General features: G+C 68.5%; 21 protein-coding genes. 18 read left to right on the top strand and 3 right to left on the bottom strand.

Going from position 1 to position 25,012, the window contains the following annotated elements:
• Positions 1-184: 184 nt before the first annotated feature.
• The 4 genes from secD to DFQ14_RS09845 all read left to right on the top strand — a co-directional run bounded on the left by secD (position 185) and on the right by DFQ14_RS09845 (position 6,175).
• The gene (gene secD, locus DFQ14_RS09860) at positions 185-1,849 is read left to right on the top strand and encodes a protein translocase subunit SecD (protein WP_114452921.1); all 1,665 of its coding nucleotides are present in this window, start codon (positions 185-187) and stop codon (positions 1,847-1,849) included.
• Between the two features lie 3 nt (positions 1,850-1,852).
• On the top strand, positions 1,853-3,130 hold the full coding sequence (gene secF, locus DFQ14_RS09855; RefSeq protein WP_114452920.1) for a protein translocase subunit SecF: 1,278 nt from the start codon (positions 1,853-1,855) through the stop codon (positions 3,128-3,130).
• A gap of 7 nt (positions 3,131-3,137) precedes the next feature.
• Positions 3,138-3,692: an adenine phosphoribosyltransferase gene (locus DFQ14_RS09850; RefSeq protein WP_114452919.1), complete on the top strand. Its 555-nt coding sequence runs from the start codon at positions 3,138-3,140 to the stop codon at positions 3,690-3,692.
• A 173-nt stretch (positions 3,693-3,865) separates the two neighbouring features.
• Positions 3,866-6,175 (top strand): RelA/SpoT family protein, encoded by a 2,310-nt coding sequence (locus DFQ14_RS09845; RefSeq protein WP_114452918.1) that lies wholly within the window; start codon positions 3,866-3,868, stop codon positions 6,173-6,175.
• Between the two features lie 52 nt (positions 6,176-6,227).
• Here the strand turns inward: DFQ14_RS09845 and DFQ14_RS09840 are convergent, their stop codons facing one another.
• Positions 6,228-7,061: a peptidylprolyl isomerase gene (locus DFQ14_RS09840; RefSeq protein WP_114452917.1), complete on the bottom strand. Its 834-nt coding sequence runs from the start codon at positions 7,059-7,061 to the stop codon at positions 6,228-6,230.
• 213 nt (positions 7,062-7,274) lie between these two features.
• On the opposite strand from DFQ14_RS09840, the gene DFQ14_RS09835 reads away from it, so the two are divergent.
• The 5 genes from DFQ14_RS09835 (at position 7,275) to DFQ14_RS09815 (ending at position 11,671) form a co-directional block, all read left to right on the top strand.
• Positions 7,275-7,988, top strand: a complete 714-nt coding sequence (locus DFQ14_RS09835; protein WP_114452916.1) for an MBL fold metallo-hydrolase — start codon at positions 7,275-7,277, stop codon at positions 7,986-7,988.
• A 22-nt stretch (positions 7,989-8,010) separates the two neighbouring features.
• On the top strand, positions 8,011-9,273 hold the full coding sequence (hisS, locus tag DFQ14_RS09830; RefSeq protein WP_114452915.1) for a histidine--tRNA ligase: 1,263 nt from the start codon (positions 8,011-8,013) through the stop codon (positions 9,271-9,273).
• Positions 9,270-9,905 (top strand): hypothetical protein, encoded by a 636-nt coding sequence (locus DFQ14_RS09825; RefSeq protein ID WP_114452914.1) that lies wholly within the window; start codon positions 9,270-9,272, stop codon positions 9,903-9,905. Before hisS ends, DFQ14_RS09825 begins: the two co-directional genes overlap by 4 nt.
• A 101-nt stretch (positions 9,906-10,006) precedes the next feature.
• The gene (locus DFQ14_RS09820) at positions 10,007-11,113 is read left to right on the top strand and encodes an Rv2578c family radical SAM protein (RefSeq protein ID WP_114452913.1); all 1,107 of its coding nucleotides are present in this window, start codon (positions 10,007-10,009) and stop codon (positions 11,111-11,113) included.
• An 87-nt stretch (positions 11,114-11,200) separates the two neighbouring features.
• Positions 11,201-11,671: a hypothetical protein gene (locus DFQ14_RS09815; RefSeq protein WP_114452912.1), complete on the top strand. Its 471-nt coding sequence runs from the start codon at positions 11,201-11,203 to the stop codon at positions 11,669-11,671.
• A gap of 71 nt (positions 11,672-11,742) precedes the next feature.
• Here DFQ14_RS09815 and DFQ14_RS09810 read toward each other — a convergent pair whose 3' ends face one another.
• Entirely contained in the window at positions 11,743-11,976 is a 234-nt protein-coding gene (locus DFQ14_RS09810; RefSeq protein WP_246195595.1) for a YrhK family protein, read from the bottom strand.
• Between the two features lie 161 nt (positions 11,977-12,137).
• On the bottom strand, positions 12,138-13,214 hold the full coding sequence (locus DFQ14_RS09805; RefSeq protein WP_114452911.1) for a helix-turn-helix domain-containing protein: 1,077 nt from the start codon (positions 13,212-13,214) through the stop codon (positions 12,138-12,140).
• 428 nt (positions 13,215-13,642) lie between these two features.
• On the opposite strand from DFQ14_RS09805, the gene aspS reads away from it, so the two are divergent.
• The 9 genes from aspS (at position 13,643) to mltG (ending at position 25,005) form a co-directional block, all read left to right on the top strand.
• Positions 13,643-15,460 (top strand): aspartate--tRNA ligase, encoded by a 1,818-nt coding sequence (gene aspS / locus DFQ14_RS09800; protein ID WP_114452910.1) that lies wholly within the window; start codon positions 13,643-13,645, stop codon positions 15,458-15,460.
• A gap of 250 nt (positions 15,461-15,710) precedes the next feature.
• Positions 15,711-16,916 (top strand): phosphotransferase, encoded by a 1,206-nt coding sequence (locus DFQ14_RS09795; protein WP_114452909.1) that lies wholly within the window; start codon positions 15,711-15,713, stop codon positions 16,914-16,916.
• A gap of 165 nt (positions 16,917-17,081) precedes the next feature.
• A complete protein-coding gene (locus DFQ14_RS09790) occupies positions 17,082-18,479 on the top strand; it encodes a replication-associated recombination protein A (protein WP_179951531.1) in 1,398 nt (465 codons plus the stop codon).
• A 114-nt stretch (positions 18,480-18,593) separates the two neighbouring features.
• On the top strand, positions 18,594-19,559 hold the full coding sequence (locus DFQ14_RS09785) for a 2-hydroxyacid dehydrogenase (protein ID WP_114453087.1): 966 nt from the start codon (positions 18,594-18,596) through the stop codon (positions 19,557-19,559).
• 206 nt (positions 19,560-19,765) lie between these two features.
• Complete coding sequence (locus DFQ14_RS09780; protein WP_114452908.1) at positions 19,766-20,170, top strand: DUF948 domain-containing protein; 405 nt, start codon at positions 19,766-19,768, stop codon at positions 20,168-20,170.
• Entirely contained in the window at positions 20,167-20,529 is a 363-nt protein-coding gene (locus DFQ14_RS09775) for a hypothetical protein (protein ID WP_114452907.1), read from the top strand. Before DFQ14_RS09780 ends, DFQ14_RS09775 begins: the two co-directional genes overlap by 4 nt.
• An 80-nt stretch (positions 20,530-20,609) precedes the next feature.
• The gene (alaS, locus tag DFQ14_RS09770; RefSeq protein WP_114452906.1) at positions 20,610-23,294 is read left to right on the top strand and encodes an alanine--tRNA ligase; all 2,685 of its coding nucleotides are present in this window, start codon (positions 20,610-20,612) and stop codon (positions 23,292-23,294) included.
• Positions 23,291-23,797, top strand: a complete 507-nt coding sequence (gene ruvX / locus DFQ14_RS09765) for a Holliday junction resolvase RuvX (RefSeq protein WP_114452905.1) — start codon at positions 23,291-23,293, stop codon at positions 23,795-23,797. The genes alaS and ruvX overlap by 4 nt, the downstream gene beginning before the upstream one ends.
• Positions 23,794-25,005, top strand: a complete 1,212-nt coding sequence (gene mltG, locus DFQ14_RS09760) for an endolytic transglycosylase MltG (RefSeq protein ID WP_114452904.1) — start codon at positions 23,794-23,796, stop codon at positions 25,003-25,005. Before ruvX ends, mltG begins: the two co-directional genes overlap by 4 nt.
• Positions 25,006-25,012: the final 7 nt, after the last annotated feature.

The following is a 25,012-nucleotide window of genomic DNA, read 5'->3' as shown; positions in this document are numbered from 1 at the left end:
AGTCGCCATCGTTCCTCCCGGCGCAGTGGGCCCCGCCTGCGCCCTGTCAGACTGGGTGGTGCAGCATGCTGGGGCCGCTGCGCCCGCTGTGGCGGTCGAGCCAGAACACCCGCTTGTGCGCCGGCCGGGTCTCCGGTCGGTTGCCGAGCTTCGACACAGACTTCGATGAGGAGACGGACGCACCGTGGCACCTCCGGCCGGGCAGATCCGCCCAGGGCGTTATCTCGCGGCTTTTGCGCTGATTCTGCTGGGTATCTACGCCCTCGTCTTTTTCACCGGGGACCGGAAACCGACCCCGGAATTGGGTATCGATCTGCAAGGGGGGACTCGGGTCACCCTGACCGCCCGGACGCCCAGCGGACAGCCTCCCAGCCAGCAGTCGCTGCAGCAGGCTCGCCAGATCATCGAGCAGCGCGTCAACGGCCTCGGCGTCAGCGGCTCCGAGGTCACCATCGACGGGCAGAACCTGATCATCACGGTGCCCGGCCAGAACGGTGAGCAGGCCAAGCGACTGGGGCAGACCGCCGAGCTGAACTTCCGCAAGGTTGTGCAGGTCGTCCCGGCCGGCTCCGCACCACCGGGGCAGGGACAGGCACCACCGGGACAGGGACAGGCACCGGCGCCCGGGGCGGGCCCCTCGAACACGGCGCCGCAGTCCTCGGGTGCAGACGGCGCTCCTGCGCAGCAGCCACCATCCGGGGAACCTGATCCCGACTCGCAAGCCGCGGCCATCGAGCAGGCGAAGAAGCTGCGGCAGAGCACGAAGCCCCAGGTGCAGATGCAGGCCCTCCAGGCACTGGACTGCAGTGCTCCGGACCCGCTGCGCGGCAATGCCGACCCGGAAAAACCGCTGGTGACCTGTAACCAGGACGGTACCAAGAAGTACGTCCTCGGCCCGGTGTTCCTCGAGGGCGAGCAGGTCCAGACCGCCAATGCGGTACCGCCGAACCAGCAGTACACCGGCTGGACGGTCAACCTGCAGTTCAAGAGCCAGGGCGCGCAGAAGTGGGCCGACTTCACCTCGGCCAACGTCGGCAAGCAGGCCGCTTTCGTCCTGGACACCCAGGTGGTCTCCGCGCCACAGATCCAAGACGCCCTGCTGGGCGGCCAAGCCACCATCAGTGGCGACTTCACCCAGCAGAGCGCGACCAACCTGGCCAACACCCTCAAGTACGGCTCGCTGCCCCTGGCTTTCGACCAGTCCACGGCCGAAACGGTCTCGCCCACGCTCGGCATCGCCTCCATGGAGGCGGCCCTGCTGGCAGGCGGCCTCGGCCTGCTGCTGGTGGCCGTCTACTGCCTGATCTACTACCGCGTTCTCGGTCTGCTGACGATCCTGTCCCTGGTGCTGTCCGGCGCGGTGGTCTACGGCGTGCTGGTGCTGTTCGGCCGTTGGATCGGCTTCACGCTGGACCTGCCCGGCATGGCCGGCTTCATCATCGCGATCGGGATCACCGCGGACTCGTTCATCGTCTTCTTCGAACGGCTCAAGGACGAGATCCGGGAGGGCCGGACTTTCCGATCGGCGGTTCCGCGCTCCTGGGCGCGAGCGCGCCGGACGATCCTGTCCGCGGATGCGGTGAGCTTTCTGGCCGCTGCCGTGCTGTACATCCTCGCGGTCGGCCAGGTGAAGGGCTTCGCGTTCACGCTCGGGATGTCCACGGTGCTGGATCTGATCGTGGTCTTCCTCGTCACACACCCGCTGGTGGCGCTGGCCTCGAGGAGCAGGCTCCTGGCCAATCCCGCGTTGTCCGGGCTGGGTGCGGTGCAGCGCATGGGCGAGCAGGCGCGTGCCGCTCGTAAGCGGGTTTCCCGGAAGGATTCCTCGGCCACTCCGAAGGAGGCGTGAGGCGTGAGCACTCCCGACAGCCACAGCAGCAACGGCACGTCCTCGAGTGCCACGGAGAGCACGGCAGCGCGCAGCACCGTGCTGCATCGCCTCTACACCGGCACCGGGGCTTTCGACATCGTCGGCAAGCGCAAGCGCTGGTACATCGCCCTGGGCCTGCTCGTGCTCGTCTGTGTTGCCTCGATCGGGTTCAAGGGCTTCAACCTCGGCATCGAGTTCACCGGCGGTACCAAGGTCTCGATGCCCGCTGCGGGGGCGCAGGGTCAGATCACCGCCGACGAAGCCGAAGAGGCGTTCCGGGACGCCCTGGGCCACCCGGCGGACTCCGTGCAGCTGGTGGGCAGTGGCGACAGCCGGACGATCCAGATCCGCACCGACAAGCTCAGCGTCGACGAGCTCACCACACTCAAGCAGGGTTTGGTCGAGGATCTGCAGCCGCTGGGCACCAACGGTCAGCCGACGGTGGACGCGATCAGTGACAGCGCCGTCAGCGGGACCTGGGGCGGAGAGATCACTCAGCAGGCCCTGATCGCCCTCGGAGTCTTCCTGGCTCTGGTCGCGGTGTTCCTCGCGTTCTACTTCGAGCGCTGGATGGCCGTGGCCGCCCTGATCGCGTTGCTGCACGACGTGGTGGTCACGGCCGGGATTTACTCGCTCATCGGTTTCGAGGTCAGCCCGAGCACGGTGATCGGCCTGCTGACCATCCTCGGGTTCTCGCTCTACGACACGGTGGTCGTGTTCGACAAGGTCAAGGAGAACACCCGCGGCATCCTCGGGCTGACACGCAGGACCTATCCCGAGGCGGCCAACCTGGCGCTCAACCAGACCCTGATGCGCTCGATCAACACCACGGTGATCGCACTGCTGCCGGTGCTGGGGCTGCTGATCATCGGTGCGGGCGTGCTGGGTGTCGGCGTGCTGCGCGACCTCGCCCTGGTTCAGGGAATCGGCATGCTCGCCGGTGTCGTCTCGTCGATCCTGCTGGCGACCCCGTTGCTGGTGGACTTCAAGATGCGCAATCCGAAGTACCGGGCCCAGGCCGGGAAGGTGCGCCAACGACGGGCGCGAAGGAGTGCGGAGACGTCCTCCGACGCGGAACGAGCAGCAGCGGACACCGAGGAGCCGCTGGACGAGAGCGTCGACGCCGTCTCGCGACGCGAGCGCACGATGGCCGCCGCGATCAGCGCCTCGGCACGCACCGGTAAGGGACCGGCCGAGCGCGGCAGCGGCGGTCGTCCCTCGGGCAAGTCCGGCCACCCCACCGGGAAGAAACGGCGCTGAGGTACCGATGACCACGAACGATTCCTTTCACGTGAGTGCCGACCTCGACGCCGAGCTCGGTCGTGCTGCCGGGTTGGTGCGTGAGGTTCCGGACTTCCCCGAGCCCGGGGTGCTGTTTCGCGATATCGGTCCGGTGCTGGCCGATCGGGATGCCTTCCGCGTGGTCGTGGACGCGCTCGGCCGGAGCCACACCTTCGACGTGGTCGTCGGTATCGAGGCGCGGGGATTCCTGCTGGGCGCGGCCGTGGCTCATGCCTACGGAACGGGCTTCGTCGGTCTGCGCAAACCGGGCAAGCTCCCGGCCGTGGCCGACCGCGTGGACTATGCGCTGGAATACGGGACGGCGGCGCTGGAACTGCCCGCCGAGTCGCTGATCGCCGGGCAGCGGGCGCTGGTCGTCGACGACGTGCTCGCCACGGGAGGAACGCTGGCCGCGTCCCGGAAGCTGGTGGAGCGGGCCGGCGCCGAGGCCGTGGGGGCCTCGCTGGTGCTGGAGCTGTCCCCGCTGGATGGTCGCCAGGCCGTGTCAGACTGGAACGTGCGAACCCTGTTCACCACCTGAAGCCGGGGCATGACCGGCTTCCGGGCCTGCGAGTGACCCTCCCGGGAAGGGTTCGCGGTCACGTGGCGTTATGCTCGGTGTCCGGGTCCTGGCGTCAGGACTCCTCGGCGGCAGCTCCACGATGGCACCGGACCCGACGGACGGACAGTTTCCCCAGTGCCCGGGAGCGTGTGGTGAGCCAAGAAGTCGAGTCTCCTGCTTCGGCGACCGAGGCGTTTTCCACGCCCCGCCCGGCCTCGGCGACCCGGCGGGTCCGTGCGCGCCTGGCCCGCCGGATCACGGCCCAACGTCCCGCGCAGGTCAAGCAGGTTCTCGAGCCCCTGGCCGCAGTACATCGGGAGATGCATCCGCAGGCCGACCTCGGGTTGCTGCAGCGGGCCTACGACGTCGCCGAGGACAAGCATCACCATCAGCAGCGCAAGTCCGGCGACCCCTACATCACGCACCCGCTGGCGGTGGCCACGATCCTCGGTGAGCTCGGGATGGACACCACCACCCTGGTGGCCGCGCTCCTGCACGACACGGTCGAGGACACCGAGTACTCGCTCCAGCGTCTGGAAGGGGACTTCGGCGAGGAGATCTCGCACCTCGTCGACGGGGTCACGAAGCTGGACAAGGTCAAGCTGGGGGCCGCGGCGGAGGCCGAGACCATCCGCAAGATGATCATCGCGATGGCCCGGGACCCGCGGGTGCTCGTCATCAAGCTGGCCGACCGGCTGCACAACATGCGCACCATGCGGTTCCTGCCGCCGGAGAAGCAGGCCCGCAAGGCGAAGGAGACCCTGGAGGTGCTCGCCCCCCTGGCACACCGTCTGGGGATGGCCACGATCAAGTGGGAACTGGAGGATCTGGCCTTCGCCATCCTGCAGCCCAAGAAGTACGACGAGATCGTCCGCCTCGTGGCCAACCGTGCCCCCTCGCGGGACACGTACTTGCGCACCGTGGTCGACGAGCTGTCCGGTCAGCTCAATACCGCGCACCTGTCGGCCAAGGTGGAGGGCAGGCCCAAGCACTACTACTCGATCCACCAGAAGATGATCGTCCGTGGCCGCGACTTCGACGACATTCACGACCTGGTGGGTGTGCGCATCCTGGTCGACGAGGTGCGGGACTGCTACGCGGCGATGGGGGTCGTGCACGCGCTGTGGCAGCCGATGCCCGGCCGGTTCAAGGACTACATCGCCCAACCCCGGTTCGGGGTGTACCAATCCCTGCACACCACCGTGATCGGGCCGGAGGGCAAGCCGCTCGAAGTCCAGATTCGCACCGAGGAGATGCACCGTACCGCCGAGTACGGTATTGCCGCGCACTGGCGCTACAAGGAGACCAAGGGTCGCAACGGCGCAGGCGGCGGGGTCGAGGTCGACGAAATGGCCTGGATGCGCCAGTTGCTGGACTGGCAGCGCGAAGCCGCCGACCCCGGCGAGTTCCTGGAATCGCTGCGCTACGACCTGAACACCCGGGAAATCTTCGTGTTCACTCCCAAGGGGGACGTGATCACGCTGCCGTCCGGTTCGACCCCGGTGGACTTCGCCTACAGCGTGCACACCGAGGTCGGGAACCGCTGTATCGGGGCCCGGGTCAACGGCCGGCTGGTCGCGCTGGAGCGCAAGCTGGAAAACGGCGAGGTCGTCGAGATCTTCACCTCCAAGGCCGAAGGATCCGGACCGAGCCGCGACTGGCTGTCGTTCGTCGCTTCCCCGCGGGCCAAGGCCAAGATCAAGCAGTGGTTCGCCAAGGAACGTCGCGAGGAATCGATCGAGTCCGGCAAGCAGGCGATCGCCAAGGAGGTCCGCAGGCTCGGGCTGCCGGTCCAGCGCCTGATCTCGGCCGATTCCATCGGCGCGGTGGCCAAGGAACTGCACTACGCCGACGTGACGGCGCTGTACGCGGCGGTGGGGGAGCGCCAGGTTTCGTCCCACCACGTGGTGCAACGGCTGGTCGCCTCGATCGGCGGAGTGGAGCAGGCCGAGGACGAGATCGCCGAACGGGCCACGCCTTCCACGGTGGAGCGCAGGCGCAGCACCGGGGATTCCGGGGTGATCGTCGGGGACACCGCCAACGTCTGGTCGAAGCTGGCGAAGTGCTGTACCCCGGTACCCGGTGACGAGATCCTCGGGTTCGTCACCAGAGGTGGTGGTGTCAGCGTGCACCGCACCGACTGCACCAACGCCGACGACCTGCGCACATCACCGGAGCGGTTGGTGGAGGTCCACTGGGCGCCGTCGAACTCCTCGGTGTTCCTGGTGGCCATCCAGGTCGAGGCACTGGACCGGCACCGGCTGCTGTCGGACGTGACCAAGGTGCTGGCCGACGAGCGGGTCAACATCCTCTCGGCATCGGTGACCACCTCCAACGACCGGGTGGCGGTCAGCCGGTTCTCGTTCGAGATGGGTGAACCCAAGCACCTCGGCCACGTGCTCAAGGCCGTCCGCAACATCGAGGGCGTCTACGACGTCTACCGCGTCACCTCGGCGGCCTGAGTTCCCGCCGTGCAGTGGCCGCACGGAGGCATCCCCGTGCGGCCACCGTGGCTCATGTCCTGACCGTGACCTGCTTGAAGGTGATCTTCTTGTTCGGGTGGCCGCCGCCCGCCCGCTTGAAGGCGCCGTCGTGGCCGGCGCGGGCGACCTCGTCGACGACCTTCAGGCCTTCTTGGGAGATCGTGCCGAACACGGTGTATTTGGGCGGCAGTTTCGCCGTGCCGTAGACCATGAAGAACTGGCTGCCATTGGTGTCCGGACCGGAATTGGCCATGGCGAGGTACCCGCGCCCGTACTTCAACTGCGAGAAGGTCTCATCATCGAATTCGTAGCCGGGGCCTCCGGTGCCTTTGCCGGTGGGGTCGCCGCACTGCAGCATCTGCAAGCCCTCGGTGGAGAGCCGATGGCACGAGGTGTCGTCGTAGAAACTCTGCTCGGCGAGGTGGATGAAGCTGTTCACCGTGCACGGGGCCAGCGACCGATCCAGAGTGATCGGGATGTTGCCGAGGTTGGTCTCGATGGTGGCCTGCACGGTTCCGGTGGAGGACACCTCGCCATCAGCGGGCGGCTGCACCGGTTTGGCCGGTTCGCCACCGGGCCGGTACTCACAGGAAACCGGATCGGCAAGCGGCGTGGGTCGGGATGGTGACGGTGCCATCGTGCTCGGAATGGTGATGTCGGCCTGCTTCTGCTGCTGCGCTGCGGCCTGCTGCCCGTCCCCACCGCCGCGGGTGACGTAGAAGGCGCCCACCACGGCCGCGATCACCACGGCGATGGTCGTGCTCACCGCGATGGTTCTGCGCCGCTTCACCCGTTCCGCCCGGCGTGCCAGCTGTCGCTCGAGCTTGCTCTTGGCGGCCTGGCGACGCTGTTCGTTGCTGGACACTGGCTCCCTCCTCGGAGTCCGCGATCACGGCGGTGCGTCCGCGCCGACCGGATGTGCGGTCGTGCCGACCGTGGTTGACATTCGTCGCCGGGAGTCTAAACGGGCCCTGTGTGCCGAAATCGAGTGACCGCACGGCTAAGCTGGACGTGCTGAAGTGATCCGGCCACGCGGCCGGATCACGCTCGTGTTCCCGGTAGGAAAGGTAACGCTCCCGTGCTTGTCGTCGGGTTCCCGGTCGGACAGCTGCAGGCGAACTGCTACGTGCTCGCCCCGGCCGAGGGAGGGCGGTGCGTCGTGGTCGACCCGGGCCAGGACGCCGTGGAAGCCGTGGAGGAGCGGCTCCGCAAGCATCAGCTCACTCCGGAGGGAGTGCTGCTCACCCACGGGCATTTCGACCACGTCTTCTCGGCGGCGGACCTGTGCCGCAACCACGGGATCCCGGCGTGGGTGCATCCCGATGACAGCTACATGCTCACCGATCCCGGGGCCGCCCTCGGCCCGCAGGGCCGCCAGCTCTTCGAGGGAGTGGCCGTGAGCGCTCCGCCCGACATTCGCGAACTGGCCGACGGAGACCGGCTGGACCTGGCCGGGATCCGCTTCGAGGCCGTCCACGCCCCCGGCCATACCGGCGGGTCGATGCTGTTCGGCGCCGAGAGCGACGAGGGCGGCCGGCTGCTGCTGTCCGGTGACACCCTCTTCGCCGGAGCCATCGGACGCACCGACCTGCCCGGTGGTGACCACGAGCGCATGCTGGAAACGCTGCGCAGCAGCGTGTTGACGCTCGAGGACGAGACAGTGGTACTGCCGGGCCACGGACCAACCACCACCATCGGTCGCGAGCGCGCGGGCAACCCGTTCCTGCAGGGCCTCGGCGAGGCCTCCGCGAGCACGGGTCCCGTTCCGGGCGACTCCGGCCACGGCCTGTGACGAGGACTGTGAAACACCACTGATGAGTACCTTCAACGCCCCCAAGGGGATTCCCGAGTACTACCCCCCGGATTCGGCCGGGTTCGTCGCGGTGCGCGAGACACTCGCCGAGGCGGTGCGCCGCGCCGGCTACGGCTACATCGAGCTGCCCCTGTTCGAAGACACCGCACTGTTCGCCCGGGGCGTCGGCGAGTCGACCGATGTCGTCAGCAAGGAGATGTACACCTTCGCCGACCAGGGCGGGCGTTCGATCACGCTGCGCCCGGAGGGTACGGCAGGTGTGATCCGCTCGGTGATCGAACACGGCCTCGACCGCGGGCAGCTCCCGCTCAAGCTCTACTACAGCGGTGCGTTCTTCCGGTACGAGCGGCCCCAGGCCGGCCGGTACCGGCAACTGCAGCAGCTCGGTGTCGAGGCGATCGGTGTCGACGACCCCGCCCTCGACGCCGAGGTGATCGCGATCGCCGACGAGGGCTACCGCAGGCTCGGCATCACCGGGCACCGCATCGAACTCACCTCGCTCGGAGACAGCAGCTGCCGTCCCGAGTACCGGAGCAGGCTGCAGGAGTTCCTGCGTGGTCTGCCGCTGGACGAGGAAACGCGCCAGCGTGCGGAACTCAATCCGCTGCGAGTGCTGGACGACAAGCGTCCCGAGGTCCGGGAGATGGTGGCCGACGCGCCGCTCATGGCCGATCACCTCTCGGCGGCGGCCAAGGACCACTACGAGCAGGTCAAGGCGCACCTGAACGACCTGGGAGTGCCGTTCACCGAGAATCCGTGGCTGGTGCGCGGCCTCGACTACTACACCAAGACCACCTTCGAGTTCGTCCACGACGGGCTCGGCGCGCAGTCCGGCATCGGCGGGGGTGGTCGCTACGACGGGCTCATGGCCGAGCTGGGAGGCGCCGAACTGTCCGGCGTGGGATTCGGCCTCGGTCTGGACCGCACCCTGCTGGCCTGCCAGGTCGAGGGAGTGACGCCCGGGGATCCGGCTCGCTGCGATGTCTACTGCGTCCCGCTCGGAGAGACCGCCAAGCGGCGGTTGGTCGAGACTGCCGGGCAGCTGCGGCGCTCGGGCGTGCGTGTCGAGGTGGCCTACGGCGGCAAGGGGCTCAAGGGAGCGATGAAAGCCGCCGACCGCTCCGGGGCGCGGGTGGCGCTCGTGCTCGGCGATCGGGACCTGGCTTCCGGTACGGCGCAGCTCAAGGAGCTGGCCGGCGGGCAGCAGCGCACGGTGGGCCTGGACTCGGTCGTGGACGAGGCGCGGGCGGAACTCGGGCGATGAGCGACGAGAGTTCCGTCCCGCTCGACCTGCTGGAGCGCAGTGCGCTGCGCAAGCGTGCTCGCAACGTCGGCATCGCCGCCGTGATCGTCGGTGCCGCCTGCGGCGGGATCGTCGGCGTGCTCCTCGGACCGCTCGGTTTCTTCGTCACCACCGGCGTGCTCGCCCTGCCGTTGCTGCTGTTGGCCTACGGTGAGTCCCGCAAGACCTACTGGTTGCAGGGCACCGAGGTCGCAGCTCGTGCCTTCGGCACCCGAGTGGTCGACCTGCGTGCCGCGGAGAAGCTGGACGTGCTGGTCACCGACCTGCGCGGGATGCGCACGATAAGCCTGCTGGTCAGTGGTCCGCCGAAGGGCAAGACACTCAACATCGCCGTGGCCATGTACGCCGGAACCGGGGGCAAGGAGCTGGGAGTCCACTCGTTGCGACGGCTGGCCGACACGCTGGCGAGCACCGGCGATACTCGTGCGCTGGTGCTGTCGGACCTGCTGGTGGCGCAGTTGAAGGCGGAGGCGCGGGGTGAGGCGGCTGCCGGGAGGCCGCTGTATCGGCTCGCCTCGCTGGCTCCGCAGGGCAGGATGGCTCAGAGGCTCAGGTCCGAGGATGTGGCCAAGTTCGTGACCACCCTGGACTGATCCACGGCCGGTCGTGGGTGGGCTGCGCGCCCCGGCACGGTGGTCCCGACACGCCGAGAAGCCACCTGGACAGCCTCTCGAATCCGTGTTCGAATGAGTGCATGCGCTGGGAAGGTCAACGGGTCACCGGCGTGCATGCCGGTGGGGTACCGGAGTTGCCTCTGGACCTCCCCGAGGAGCGGGACTCGGAACGGGGCACCGGCCGGGCGGGCCTGCGGCTGCCGGATCCCGTGCCGATCGAGGCGGGCACCGCGGAGACCTACGCCATCGAGATCACCGCGAAGTCGATCATCAACCGTGTTCCGGGGTCCTCCGGAGTACCTTTCGAATGGACGCTGAACCCGTACCGGGGCTGCGGGCACGCGTGCCGGTACTGCTTCGCCAGGAACACGCACACGTACCTGGATCTCGACAGCGGGCACGACTTCGACAGCAAGGTCGTGGTGAAGGTCAATGCGGGCAGCTTGCTGCGGCGGGAACTCGCCGCCCCGCGCTGGACGGGGGAGTCCATCGCGATGGGCACCAACACGGATCCCTACCAGCGTGCGGAAGGGCACTACCGGCTGATGCGCGAGATTCTCGCGGCACTGCGGGATGCGGCCAACCCGTTCTCCATCCTGACCAAGGGTACGCTGATCCTGCGTGATCTGGACCTGTTGCGAGAAGCGGCCGAGCGGACCCGTGTCTCGGTGGCGGTGTCGGTGGGCTCGATCGACGAAGCCCTGTGGCGGACGGTGGAGCCGGGCGCGCCGTCGCCGTTGCGGCGCCTCGACGTGGTGCGCCGCTTCGCCGAGGTCGGCATCGGCTGCACGGTGCTGATGGCGCCGATACTGCCGGGCTTGAGCGACTCGGCCGAGCGGATCGAGCACACCGTCGCAGCCATCGCCCGAGCCGGTGCCGAGTCCGTGACACCGCTGGTGCTGCATCTGCGCCCGGGTGCGCGGGAGTGGTATCACGCCTGGCTGCAGCGGGAGCATCCCGAGCTGCTGCCGCTGTACGAGCGGCTCTACCGCCACGGCGCCTACGCGCCGAAGGCGTATCAGCGACGTGTCGCCGAAATGGTCCGCTCGGCAGAGCAACGGCATGGCTTGGGAACGGCGGCTGCGGCGAATTTCCGGGAAGGTTCTCCGGAAGAGCAACGATCCGATACCGGGACCGGTACTCGGAACGAGTGTGCGCGGTCATCCGAGCAGTTGACTCTGTTTTGAACCACGGAAGCGGTCCTCGCACCGGGCTTTCGTGGCCGATACTGACAGCTACCGATTCCGTTACGGGCGCTGGTGAAGGAGTGTTCGTTGTCCAGGACCGACCAGGAAACCGGGGACCGATATCGCCGCGGCCTGATGACCTCGATTGTCAACAATAGTTCCGCGTTCGGCTTTTCCGTGATGATCACCACGACCTACGGGATGTTGGGGACGTTTCACGGCAGTCCCTCGGCGTTCGAGGTGACGCTGTTCGCATTGGGTGCCGTGGTTGCCGTCTCGCTGATCGAGGCCGTGGCCTCGAACGGCTTCCGTCGCAGGCCGAGCACCCATCCCGCGGAGGTCATGCTGCTGGGTACGGCGGCCAATCTCGTCTCGGTGGCTACCTCGCTCGCAGTCGCCTACGCCGCGGGCAGCTGGCTTGTCGAGCCGCTCGTGTGGCCGGTGGCCCCGTTGCTCGCCGCGGCGGTGTACGTACTGGTGGAGTCCGCGGAGCTGGCGATCGCCGAAGGTGTTCAGCAGCGGGTGTTCGGCGACCGGGATGCCGAGTCCGAGGAGTAGCACCGCCTTCGGACCGGTTCGTGCGGAGGAGCAGGTCCGCGGTCCATGGTCGAAGAAGAAGTCCACGGAGGTCAGAGGTCGAGTTGGTGACGTCCGTACTTGACGATGAAGGCCCCGACATTGCCGATCAGCATCCCCAGTGAGCCGATGATGAACAGCCACACGCCGACGAGTTGAAGAGGATCCTTCCACAGGAAGAAGATACTGCCGATGAAGAACGTGAGACTGCCGAAAATCCCGATGCCCTGATGAACCCATTGGAAGTCGGTGGCGAGCCGCTGAAACCGTGCGGCTTTCATGGCCATCTCGTGACTCCTGAGTCGGGGTACAGGCTCGACCGGATCAAGCTGATTGCCGCATTGCGACACGAGCATTGTGGCCCGTTCGGGAGAACTCGGCAATCGGCACTGCTGTGGCAGTGTGCTTTCGGCTCGGTTCACCGAGCACTGCCGCATCGTCGAAGGGGTCAGTGGGGGCGTACTCCCGGCCCGGTCAACTGCGGCGCAGCCGCGGCGGCATCGGCCCAGCGGCCGGGCACTCCGCCCGGGGCGGGTTCCCACCGGGCACAGAAGGAGGCCAGGCCGAGGTCGAGTGCCACGGCGTGCGTGCGGCCGTACCGGTCGATCGTGAGCGGCTTGGGGGGCTCGGTTTCCTGACCGTCCGGGTGTGCCACATAGCTCTCGCAGTTCAACGGTGGCCGGTCGGGGTCGAACTGCAGTTCCAGCACGTATTCCCGGATGGGGAGGCGGAACCGCCGGGAGTAGGTGTGGTCCCGGTTCCTGAGATGCCTGGTCTCGGGTGCGGGCACCACTTCGTACTCCATGAGTACCGTCTCACCGCGTTCGAGCGTGCGATCGAACAGCAGTTCCGCGACCACGACGCCCTGGGTGTGGTCGGTGCGGACCCGGCCGAGCCGGCACGAGCGCAGCGCACGGACGGTCGGTGGTGCCACGTCGGTTCCCTCGCTGTCGAAGACCGTCACCCAGCGGTCGACCCCGTTGCGCTCGGCCTGCACGAGCTGGCGCATGCGAGCCTTCACCTGGGCGCCGTCACCGTCGACGTGCACCACATCGTGCTGGCTGAGTCGGGTGAGGTTGCTGTCGTGACTGGTGTCCACCTGCGCCAGCAGCTCCACCGCGGAAGTGCTGTCCGACCACAGGCTGCTCAGCGGCGGAGCATCGCCGGCTGCGCGGATGCGTCCGCGTGGGCGTGGAGGGCCGAGCAGGGCGGAAAGCGAACCCTCGGCGACGTTGAGCACCTTCTCCAGTTCTTGCAGTGCCCGCAGGGAGTCCGGCCGTTCGGGCCGCCTGCGGCCGGATTGCCAGTAGCTCAATGCGGTGATGCTGACCGGAGTGCCACGGGCGTTCAGGCGATGCTGGATGCGTTCGAGGCTGAGCCGGCTGGCTCTGATGGCGGCGCGGAGCGCCTCGTCGAACGGCCCGGTGCGCAGGAGTCTCGCGAGTTCGGGAGGATTGTGCTGTACCCGTGCGGGACCCGCGCTCGATGGCGCAGTCGTCGGTACCCCTGATTCCGGACCGGCCATTGTTGCTCCTCGTGTCCGCCTGTTTCGTCACGGACATTAAATGAATCAATCTCGGATGTGCAACGACTGCGGTGGAATTCTGGCGATTTCCGGACACGGTGCTCGCCGCTCGGTCGGGTCCGTGCCGGGCTCTGCGCTCCGCGGGTTCCGGCGCGCAATTCGCTGCCGCCCCGACCCGTTCGCCTCGCTTTCGGGGAGGAAAGGAGCCGGAGCCCGCATCGGATTGCCGGCAACCGCGAAATCGTGGTTCGTGGCTCGAGGAGTCGCCCGTGTGCGTTCGAGCGGGGGTGTGCGGCCACCGTCCGGCGGGAAGGAAACCTGGTGAAGGGTGTGCCTGCGACATTGGCTAACCTGGATGGGCTCCATACCGGAAGGCGCACTGGCAGGTCCCTTCCCCGACACTTCCATCGAAGAGGAGATCAATACCCGTGATGCGCACGCACGAGGCCGGATCACTCCGGGCCGGTCACGCCGGGCAGTCCGTCACTCTGAGTGGGTGGGTGGCGCGTCGCCGTGATCACGGGGGAGTGATCTTCATCGATCTGCGGGACGCCTCGGGTGTGGCGCAGGTGGTCTTCCGTGAGGGGGAGATGGCCGAACGCGCGCACCGGTTGCGCGCCGAGTTCTGCGTCCGCATCGTCGGGGAGGTCGTGCGCAGGCCCGAGGGCAACGAGAACCCGGAGATCGGTACGGGCGAGATCGAGATCACCGCCACCGACCTGGAGGTGCTGTCGGAATCGGCACCGTTGCCGTTCCCGCTGGACGAGCATCTGGAGACCGGGGAAGAGGTCCGGCTGCGGTACCGCTACCTCGACCTGCGGCGTTCGGGTCCCGCCCGAACGATTCGGATGCGCAGCGAAGTCAACCGGATCGCACGGAAGGTGCTCCAGGACCGCGAGTTCGTCGAGGTGGAGACCCCGACGATGACCCGCTCCACTCCGGAGGGCGCACGCGACTTCCTGATTCCGGCACGACTGCAGCCGGGCAGCTGGTACGCGTTGCCGCAGTCACCGCAACTGTTCAAGCAGTTGCTGATGGTCGGTGGGCTGGAGCGCTATTTCCAGATCGCGCGTTGCTACCGGGACGAGGACTTCCGCGCCGACCGGCAGCCGGAGTTCACCCAGCTCGATCTCGAGATGAGCTTCGTCGACCAGGAGGACGTCATCGAGGTGAGCGAGCAGGTCATCACCTCCCTGTGGCGTGAACTCGCCGACCACGAGATTCCCCGGCCGATCCCGCGGATCGGCTATGCCGACGCGATCGCCCGGTACGGGACGGACAAGCCCGATCTGCGCTTCGGCGTCGAGCTCACCGAACTCACCGACTACTTCCGGGACACCCCCTTCCGGGTGTTCCAATCTCCGTATGTCGGCGCGGTGGTCATGCCCGGCGGTGCCGATCAGCCGCGGCGGCAGCTCGATGCGTGGCAGGAGTGGGCCAAGCAGCGCGGAGCCAAGGGTCTTGCCTACGTGCTCGTGGGCACGGACGGCACGTTGTCCGGCCCGGTGGCCAAGAACCTGTCCGACAGCGAGCGCGAAGGCCTTGCCAAGGCCGTGGGGGCCGCTCCCGGAGACTGCGTGTTCTTCGCCGCGGGCCGGCGTTCGGCCTCGCAGGCGCTGCTGGGTGCGGTACGGCTGGAGATCGCCGAGTACTGCGGCCTGATCGATCACGACGCCTGGTCCTTCGTGTGGGTCGTGGACGCTCCGATGTTCGAACCGGCGAACGAGACCGACGATGTGGCGGTGGGAACCGGGCGCTGGACGGCGGTGCACCACCCGTTCACCGCTCCGAAACCCGAGTGGTCCGAGGACTTCGACCAGGATCCCGAAAACGCGCTCGCCAACGCTTACGACCTCGTGTGCAACGGCAACGAGATCGGTGGCGGCTCGATTCGTATCCACCGGCCCGAGACGCAGGAGCGGGTCTTCAACGTGCTGGGGATCTCGGACGAGCAGGCCCGGGACAAGTTCGGGTTCCTGCTGGAGGCCTTCAAGTACGGGCCGCCGCCGCACGGTGGTGTCGCCTTCGGTTGGGACCGGATCTGCATGCTGCTTGCCGGAGCCGGTTCGTTGCGCGATGTCATCGCGTTCCCCAAGAGCGGTGGGGGCTTCGACCCGCTGACCGGGGCACCCGCGCCGATCACGGCCGAACAGCGCAAGGAAGCCGGTGTGGATGCCAAGCCCGCTGCCGGTCCGGCGGACAGTATCTCGGTCCAGCCTCAGGGCATGGTGGAAAAGCAAGGTTGAGCCGAGGGTGAAGCAGCCGTACGCGCGGCTGCCCCGGCGGGTGAGACCCGAACGGGGCAGAAGGAGGCGCCGATTCGGTGCATGGTGTGCCCGTTCGGAGGTTGCCGAGCCGTCCTCGTCGGCGTACCGGTGGGAAGGGGACGGCGCCCGGACCGTCGCCCCCGAGAATGTGCGGAATCCGGTTGTCGTGCGTCACTTAACCGATGAGGTCGCTTTAGATGTCAGGTGAGAGCGGTAGGGTCTGGAGACGATGAGCGTGGAAATCACCACCGGCTCGCCGGAGGCTCGTGTCCCCGCGAGTTCGGGAGTGACCGATACCGTCGGCACTGCGGAATCCGTGCTCACCAGTAGGACGGGTGCGCCGGTCCGGCTCGCCGACCCCGAGGATCTCGGTGGTAGCGACCGTTCGGTCGTGATGCGGGTGCGGGTCGCCGAAACCCCGTTCGAGCTCCCACGCACACTCGTGGTCAAGCATTACGGGGCACCCTCCGGTACGGAACGTTCCGACCCCTTCGCGCACGAGGCCGCGAGCTGCCAGTTGGCCACCGCCCTTCCGCCCGAGATCCGTGTCGGTCCGGAACTGATCGCCCAGGACAGCGACCGTCGGCTGCTGGTCCTGGAGGACCTCGGACGGGGTTCCACACTGGCCGATGTGCTCTTTGCCGACGATCCCCGGGCGGCAGAGCGGGCGCTGCTGGCGTGGGCGCGGTCCCTGGGTCGGTTGCACACGACGATGGCCGGTCGCGAGGCCGACTTCGACGCGCTGATGCGCAGGCTCGGGGCGACCTCCTGGACGGATCCGGTTGCCGAGGACATCCGGCAGGCGCTGACGGAACTGCCGGAGGTGATCGAGCAGACCCTCGGCGTGGCGATACCGCAAGCGGTGACCGAGCGGCTGGACAGGGCGGCGCAGCTCCTTGCAGCCAGCAAGTACCGCTCGTTCAGTCCCTCCGACATCTGCCCGGACAACAGCTTGGTGACCGGCAACGGAGCGCGTTTTCTGGACTTCGAGTGGGCGTGCGTGCGCGATATCGCTCTCGACGCGGCTTATCTCCAGTTTCCGTTCCCGTCGTCGTGGTGCTCGTATGCGATGCCGGAGCATCTGGCCGAGAGCATGCTCGCGACCTGGCGCTCGGAAGTCGTGGAAGTCTGGCCGGACCTGGATCAGGACGAGGTGCTCCGGCCGAGGCTCTTCGAGGCTCAGATGTTGTGGGTATGGGTGTCGACGTGGTGGTTCCTGCCCCGCGCCGGGCAGGCCGACACGCCGATCGCCGCCCACATGCCCTCACCTCGGCGTAGTACTGCCCTCGCCGAGCGGTGGAAGCGGCTCTGCACCGATGCCGAAACTTCGGGGAACTCCGAGGTCGCCGAGTACGCGAACCGGGTGGTGGATGCGCTCGTGGAGCGTTTCGGTTCCGGGGCGCTCGAACTGCGTACCTATCCGGCTTTTCGCTGATGTCCCGGCAGCGCGCCCTCGGCGGGCTTCCGCGCCCGTCCGCGGCCGCCGAGCGGCGAGGACGTGCCGCTCGAATCGGAGTCGCTGGTTGCGCTCGATCCGGCCCGCTCGTCCGGGTTGGCCGGTGTCTTCGTCGTGTCGGGACCGGCGGGTAGCGTCGGGACCGTGAGTGACGGCCTGTTCGACAGCGACCTGTTCGGTGGGGAATCGTCCGCGAGGGACCTGTTCGGCGCCGAGGCCGATGATCGTGCGGGAGAGCGGCTCGCCGAGAACGCGCCCCTGCCGGTGCGGATGCGGCCACGGTCGCTGGACGAAGTGGTCGGCCAGGACGAGTTGCTCGGCCCCGGCGCGCCGTTGCGCAGACTGGTGGAAGGTGCGGCCCCGGCCTCGGTCCTGCTCCACGGGCCGCCCGGCACGGGCAAGACGACGCTGGCCGGGCTGGTGTCCCGGGCCACCGGGCGGCGTTTCGTCGCGCTGTCGGCCCTGTCGTCCGGAGTCAAGGAAGTCCGTGCGGTCATCGAGGAAGCCCGGCGGCGGCTCGGCCGTTCCGGCGAGGCCACGGTGCTGTTCATCGACGAAGTGCACCGCTTTTCCAAGACCCAGCAGGACGCGTTGCTCGGCGCGGTGGAGGACCGCACCGTGCTGCTGGTCGCGGCCACCACCGAGAACCCGTTCTTTTCCGTGGTCTCCCCCTTGTTGTCGCGATCGCTGGTGCTGCAGCTGCGCAGCCTGGACGACGAGGATGTCCGCGAGCTGGTGCGCCGGGCGGTGACCGAGGAGCGTGGCCTCGGCGGAGCTTTCCGGCTCGCCGAGGACGCCGAGGCGCATCTGGTCGCGCTCGCCGGCGGCGACGCCCGCCGTGCTCTGACGGCACTGGAGGCGGCGGCGGAGGCCGCGGGATCCACCGGGGCCGAGGTGATCGACCTGGCCACGGTCGAAGCCACGGTCGACAGGGCGGCCGTGCGCTACGACCGGGACGGGGACCAGCATTACGACGTGGTCAGCGCGTTCATCAAGTCGATTCGCGGCTCGGATGTGGACGCGGCGCTGCACTATCTGGCGCGCATGGTCGAAGCGGGGGAGGACCCGCGGTTCATCGCCCGGCGCCTCGTGGTCCACGCCAGCGAGGACGTGGGCATGGCCGATCCCACGGCACTGCAGAGTGCGGTGGCGGCGAGTCAGGCCGTGCAGTTCATCGGCATGCCCGAGGGGCGGTTGGCGCTGGCCCAGGCGACGATTCATCTGGCCACGGCACCCAAGTCGAATGCCGTGATCGCGGCGATGGACGCGGCGCTGGAGGACGTGCGTGCGGGCAAGGCGGGGGCGGTGCCCGCGCATCTGCGGGACGGCCATTACGCGGGTGCGAGCAGGTTGGGCAACGCGCAGGGCTACCGGTACCCGCACGGCAAGTCCGAGGGGGTGCTGGAGCAGCAGTACCCACCGGACGAGCTGGTGGACCGCGAGTACTACGCACCGACCCGGCACGGTGCCGAGCGCACGCTGGCCGACCGTGTCCCGAAACTGCGCGGCATCGTGCGCGGGCAGACTCCGGACGATGGGTGAGTTCGGGCGCGGCCGACCCGGCGGCTGTGGCAGCCCGCGAGAGATGTGATGGTGTGGTCGCTCCTCGATGCGGAAGCCCTGCACGAGGGTGTTCGACAGCAAGGGAGGCAAGTGGTGCAGTGGCGGATCGTGGTGACCCGGTCGATTCCCGAAGCGGCGCTGGAAGAGCTGCGCTCGGTGGGTGAGGTCCACGTCTGCGAGCAGGACCGGCCGCTTCGGGCCGAGGAGTTGCACGAAGCCGTCCGGGGAGCGCACGCGATCGTGTCGATGGTGCACGATCGCATCGACGGCGCTGTGGTCGACGCGGCGGGGCCTCAACTGCGGGTCGTGGCCAACGTCGCGGTCGGCTACGACAACGTCGATGTCGATGCCCTGGCGCAGCGGGACATCGCGGTCACCAACACCCCGGGTGTGCTCGCCGACGCGACCGCCGACCTGGCCTTCGGTCTGCTGCTGATGCTCACGCGCCGCCTCGGTGAGGGTGAGCGGCTGCTGCGTTCGCGGACGCCCTGGTCGTGGCACATGTCGTTCATGCTCGGCACCGGCCTGCAGGGCAAGACACTGGGCGTCGTCGGGCTCGGCCGGATCGGGCAGGCAGTGGCACACCGGGCCCGCGCATTCGGCATGGAGATCACCTATACCGGCCGCAACCGCGTGGACCCCGATGTGGAGACCGCGCTCGGGGCTCGCTACGTGTCCCTGGAGCAGCTCCTGGACGAGGCCGATGCGGTGTCCCTGCACTGTCCGCTGACCGAGGCCACCCGCCATCTCGTCGACGAGACGGCCCTGGAGCGGATGAAGTCCTCGGCGGTGCTGGTCAACACCAGCCGTGGTCCCGTGGTCGACGAGCAGGCCCTCGCCCGCGCCCTGGGGAGGCGGTCCATCGCCGGTGCGGCGCTGGACGTCTTCGAGCACGAGCCGACGGTTCAACCGGATCTGCTCGACCTGGACAACGTGGTGGTGGTGCCGCACCTGGGGTCGGCCACGACCGAGACACGCACCGCCATGGCCGTGTTGGCCGCCCGCAACGTCACCGGCGTGCTCGCGGGTGCGGGTGCGCACACGCCGATCGGTGCCTGACGACGGGACGGTTGCGCGGCTTCCCCATCCGGAAACCGTCCTTTCCGCCGGATGAGCAACCGCACTCGGTGCGTGCCCGTCGAACACTCAGCCAGCCGTGCACGTCACTCCGTCGGGGGCGCGGTAACCTGAGCCGGATCATCAGCACTGAGGCCGGCGCGCCCGGTGTCAGTGGCTCAACAACCATGTGGAACCCGGGAGGGCACGTGACGCCCACGCAGATCGCCGCGCTGATCGCAGCGGGCGCATTCGTGCTGCTGGTCGTACTGTTGGCGATTCCGCTGGTCAAACTCGGCCGTACGCTGGATGAGGCGACCAATGCGATCCGTAAGGCGCACGAGAACTCCGACCCGCTGTTCACCGGCGCGAACACCACATTGACCCATGTCAACACGCAGTTGGAGCGGGTTGACGGCATCACGGCGAACGCCAAGTCGGTCAGTGGCAACGTCTCCGCTCTGTCCTCGCTGTTCACCGCTACACTGGGTGGCCCGTTGGTGAAGGCAGCCGCGTTCTCGTACGGCGTGACCAAGGCCCTGCGCGCTCGCCGCACACGCAGGGAAGAGCCTGCGGGCAGGCATTCTCGCCGAGGGAAAAGGGGGCGCAAGTGAGGCGCTTGTTCTGGTTCGGTGCCGGCGTTGCCGCCGGAGTCGCTCTGAGCCGCAAGGCCGGCGAGACAGCTCGCCGAGCAACGCCGGTCGGAGTGGCCGACCAGCTCGGTGGTGCGGTGCGGGAGCTGGCCGGAGCGGTCGGTTCTTTCGGCGCCGAGGTGCGCGCCGGGATGGCCGAACGAGAGCGTGAGCTTCACGAGACCGTCACCGAACGTAGTGGCGTGGACGCCGACCGCCGCAGGCTGCGGGGGGAGATCGGCGACACGCCTCGACCCGGCGGGGCCGCTTCGAGCGAAGCGCGGCCGGGCGGCGACGGAGAGCGCCCGGCGGCTCGGCGAGCTCGCCGGGCGGGGCGCTGAGGCTTCCGCGAGGAACTCCCACAGGCGCCTCGCCGACAACCGCGACCGGCCGCCCGCATTCGTGCGTAAAGGACACCACCGTGCAGACCCACGAGATCATCAACCGCTTCACCGAGCACTTCCGCGCCGCCGGGCACACCGTCGTCCCGAGCGCCTCGCTGATCCTGGACGACCCGAACCTGCTGTTCGTCAACGCCGGGATGGTGCAGTTCAAACCGTACTTCCTGGGCGACGCCCCCGCCCCGTACCCGCGCGCGACGAGCATCCAGAAGTGCCTGCGCACCGGCGACATCGACGAGGTCGGCAAGACGACCAGGCACCTGACCTTCTTCCAGATGGCGGGCAACTTCTCCTTCGGCGACTACTTCAAGGAAGGCGCCATCCGCCACGCCTGGAGCCTCGTCACCGGGCCGCAGGACCAGGGCGGCTACGGTTTCGAACCCGAGCGCATCTGGGCCACCGTCTACGAGACCGACGACGACGCCGCTCGCCTGTGGCACGAGGTCGCGGGCCTGCCGTGGGAACGCATCCAGCGCAGGGGTGTGGAGGACAACTCCTGGGACATGGGGGTGCCCGGGCCGTCCGGCCCCTGCTCGGAGATCTTCTACGACCGGGGGCCGGAGTACGGCGCCGAGGGCGGCCCGATCGTCGACGAGAACCGCTACACCGAGATCTGGAACCTGGTTTTCATGGAGAACCAGCGCGGTGAGAGCACCGGCCCCAACAAGGGGGACTATCCCGTTCTCGGTCCGCTGCCGCAGCAGAACATCGACACCGGCATGGGCGTGGAGCGCATCGCGTGTCTGCTGCAGGGCGTCGAGAACGTCTACGAGACGGACCTGCTGCGCTCGGTGATCGACAAGGCCGAGGAGGTCTCCGGGCGTCGTTACGGCGACGACCACGACGACGACGTCCGCTTCCGCGTGATTGCCGACCACGCGCGCTCCGGCGTGATGCTCGTCGGCGACGGCGTCACCCCGGGCAACGAGGGCCGTGGCTACGTGCTGCGCCGCCTGCTGCGCCGCATCGTGCGCTCGGCGCGTCTGCTGGGGGTGCACGAGCCGGTGCTCGGCGAGTTCGCCAAGGTCGTCCGCGACGCCATGTCGCCGAGCTATCCCGAGCTGGTCACCGAGTTCGACCGCATCGACTCGGTGCTGCGCAACGAGGAGGAGGCCTTCCTGGCCACCCTCTCGACCGGCTCGAAGATCTTCGACACGGCCGCGGCCGAGACCCGCAAGGCGGGCGGCACGCAGCTTCCCGGCTCCAAGGCCTTCCAGTTGCACGACACCTACGGCTTCCCGATCGATCTGACCCTGGAGATGGCCGCCGAACAGGGCCTGTCGGTGGACGAGCAGGGCTTCCGGGAGCTGATGAGCGAGCAGCGCAGGCGGGCCAAGGAGGACGCCAAGGCGCGCAAGACCGCCCACGGCGACCTGTCCACCTACCGCTCGCTGCTGGATTCCCACGGCACCACCGAGTTCATCGGCTACACCGACCTGCAGTCCACGTCCCGGGTGCTGGGACTGCTGGTCGACGGCGCCCCGGTCCCGGTCGCCGGGCAGGGCAGCGAGGTCGAGCTGGTGCTGGACCGCACCCCGTTCTACGCCGAGGGCGGTGGCCAGATCGCCGACACCGGCAAGCTCGTCGGCGAGGGTGTCGAACTGCAGGTCACCGACGTGCAGCGGGCCGTTCCGGGGCTGTTCGTGCACACCGCCACGGTGCTCGGCGGTGAGGTCGGTCTGGACACCGAGCTCGAGGCCGCCGTCGACGTCGACCGCCGCAGCGCCATCGCCCGCTCGCACTCGGCCACGCACCTGGTGCACGCGGCCGTGCGCAGCGCCTACGGCAAGCGGGCCGCCCAGGCGGGGTCGCTGAACTCGCCCGGCCGGATGCGCTTCGACTTCACCGCCCCCTCGGGGGTGTCGTCCTCGGTGCTCGGCGGCGTCGAGGAGGAGGTCAACGAGTACCTGCAGAACGATGTCGAGGTGCAGGCCTACAACACCAGCATGGACCGGGCCATGGAGCTCGGCGCGATCGCGCTGTTCGGCGAGAAGTACGGCGATCAGGTGCGGGTGGTCGACATGGGCGACTACTCGCGCGAGCTGTGCGGGGGCACCCACGTCGGCAGCATCGCCCAGCTCGGCGTGGTCAAGCTGGTCTCGAGCTCCTCGGTGGGCTCCGGCGTGCAACGCGTGGAGGCCCTGGTCGGCATGGACGCGATGCGCCGCATCAGCAAGGAACACATGCTGGTCAACCAGCTCGCCGAGCAGTTCAAGGCTCCGGCCGAGGAGCTGCCCGAGCGGGTGGAGAGCATGGTCACCCGGTTGCGCAACGCCGAGAAGGAGCTGCAGCAGCTGCGCGTGAGTCAGGTGCTGCAGTCGGCGGGTGAGCTGGCCGGCCGGGCCGCCGATGTCAGCGGTGTGAGCCTGGTGGCCGAGCAGGTGCCCGACGGCGTGGACGGCAACTCGCTGCGCGCGCTGGCCTCGGAGATCCGGGGCCGCTTCGGCTCGCGGCCCTCGGTGGTGGCCGTGTTCTCCTCCGATCCGGAGACCTCGAAGGTTTCCTTCGTGGTGGCCGTCAGCCGGGACGCGCAGGATCGCGGCTTCGCGGCGGGCAAGCTCGTGCCCGCCTTCGCCTCCCACGTCGGCGGCCGCGGCGGCGGCAAGGCCGACATGGCCCAGGGCGGCGGCTCCGACCCGTCCGGGATCACCGCGGCGATCGGCGCGCTGCGCAAGGAGGTCGAGCAGGTGGTGTCGCGCGGGTGAGCGACCACAATCAGGAGCAGGCGAGACCCGGGTGTCCGGAGGGTTCGGCCGATCCGGGCCCCGGGCGACGGCTGGCCGTGGACGTGGGAGCGGTACGTGTGGGAATCGCCGTGAGCGATCCGGCCCCCATGCTGGCCACCCCGCTGGTTACCCTGAAGCGGGACGAGGCGGGGAGCACGGATCTGATCCGGCTTGCCGAACTCGTCGTCGAATACGAGATTGTCGAGATCGTGGTCGGCCTGCCGAAGACACTGGCGGACAGGCACGGGAGCGCTGCCGAGGCGGCGCAGTCCTACGCCGAGGCGCTCGCACCGCGCGTGGCACCGGTTCCGGTCCGGTTCAGCGATGAGCGGCTCACCACCGTCACCGCCAGCCGCATGCTCACCGAACGGGGTGTGCGCGGCAAGCGGAAGCGGGCCGTGGTCGACCAGGCGGCTGCGGTGGAGATCCTGCAGGGATGGCTGGACGCCCGTGGCCGGACCGGACGAGAGGATCTTGCGTGAGCGATGATCTCGGTCTGTTCGCCGAGGAATCCGGTGATCCACAGCAGCGTGGCCGCAGGCAGGAGCGGGATCGCCTGCGCCGCAGGCGGCGTCGCCGTGTCGTCACCGCCGTCGCGGGCCTGTTCGCGCTGCTGATCGTGGGCGGCGGTGCGGTCTACGGGGTGAGCCAACTGCTGCGGATCGGCAGCTACGAGGACTACGATGGCTCCGGCAGTGGCGAAGTGGTGATCGAGGTCGAACGCGGCGACACCACCAGTGCGATCGGGCGGACGCTGGTCGACAAGGATGTCGTGGCCAGTGCCGCGGCATTCATCGAGGCGGCCAAGGGGAATTCGGAGATCGCCGGTATCCAGCCCGGCTTCTACCTGATGAAGCAGCGGATGTCCGGAGAAGCCGCCGTGCGTCGAATCCTGGCCGACGAGGCCAGAGCGGGCCGGGTGGAAATCCGCGGCGGTATGCGGCTGGAGGACCAGACGAGGCCGAACGGTGAGGTCGTGCCGGGAATCCTGTCCCTGCTGGCCGAGGCCACCTGTGCCGGATCGGGCGGGCCGGACACGTGCGTGAGCAGCGAGGAGATGCGCACGACCGCGGCGCAAGCCGATCTGGCCGCGCTGGGCGTGCCGAAGTGGGCCGTCGAGTCGGCCTCGTCGGCGGAGGCGGAGCGCCGGCTGGAAGGGCTGATCATGCCCGGCATCTACCACGTCCAGCCCGGTAGCAGTGCCGAAGAAGTGTTGAGCTCGGTACTGCAGGCCTCGGCGGCGAAGCTGCAGGCGGCAGGGATGCCCGCCATCGCCGAGGGAACCGGGTTCTCGCCGTACGAGGTCCTCACGATAGCCTCGTTGATCCAGAGTGAGGCCATCAAGAAGGACTTCGGCAAGGTCTCGCGGGTGATCCGCAACCGGCTCGACACCGGTATGCCATTGCAGTTCGACTCGACGATCAACTACCCGCTGGACAAGCCGACGCTGCTGACCGACCCCAGCGACCGCGAACGTCCCGGCCCGTACAACACGTATCAGAACACCGGGTTGCCCCCCACCCCGATCTCCTCGCCGAGCAAGGCGGCCCTCGACGCGGCCGTGAACCCGACGCCCGGCGAATGGCGATACTTCGTGCGGTGCTACAAGGACGGCACGTCGTGCTTCTCCGAGACCAACGAGCAGCACAATGCCGCTCGGCAGAAGGCGGAGGAACGTGGTGCCATCTGACGGCGTG

This window comes from Halopolyspora algeriensis (genome assembly GCF_003337235.1).
Classification (GTDB): Bacteria; Actinomycetota; Actinomycetes; order Mycobacteriales; family Pseudonocardiaceae; genus Haloactinomyces; species Haloactinomyces algeriensis.
This window is presented reverse-complemented; position numbering and strand designations above follow the sequence as displayed.

Excerpts from the sequence above, each read along its gene's own strand:
- DFQ14_RS09805 (WP_114452911.1), bottom strand. The coding sequence starts at position 13,214 with ATGGCCGGTCCGGAATCAGGGGTACCGACGACTGCGCCATCGAGCGCG.
- hisS (WP_114452915.1), top strand. The coding sequence starts at position 8,011 with ATGAGTACCTTCAACGCCCCCAAGGGGATTCCCGAGTACTACCCCCCG.
- DFQ14_RS09795 (WP_114452909.1), top strand. The coding sequence starts at position 15,711 with ATGAGCGTGGAAATCACCACCGGCTCGCCGGAGGCTCGTGTCCCCGCG.
- DFQ14_RS09850 (WP_114452919.1), top strand. The coding sequence starts at position 3,138 with ATGACCACGAACGATTCCTTTCACGTGAGTGCCGACCTCGACGCCGAG.
- DFQ14_RS09810 (WP_246195595.1), bottom strand. The coding sequence starts at position 11,976 with ATGGCCATGAAAGCCGCACGGTTTCAGCGGCTCGCCACCGACTTCCAA.
- DFQ14_RS09825 (WP_114452914.1), top strand. The coding sequence starts at position 9,270 with ATGAGCGACGAGAGTTCCGTCCCGCTCGACCTGCTGGAGCGCAGTGCG.
- DFQ14_RS09820 (WP_114452913.1), top strand. The coding sequence starts at position 10,007 with ATGCGCTGGGAAGGTCAACGGGTCACCGGCGTGCATGCCGGTGGGGTA.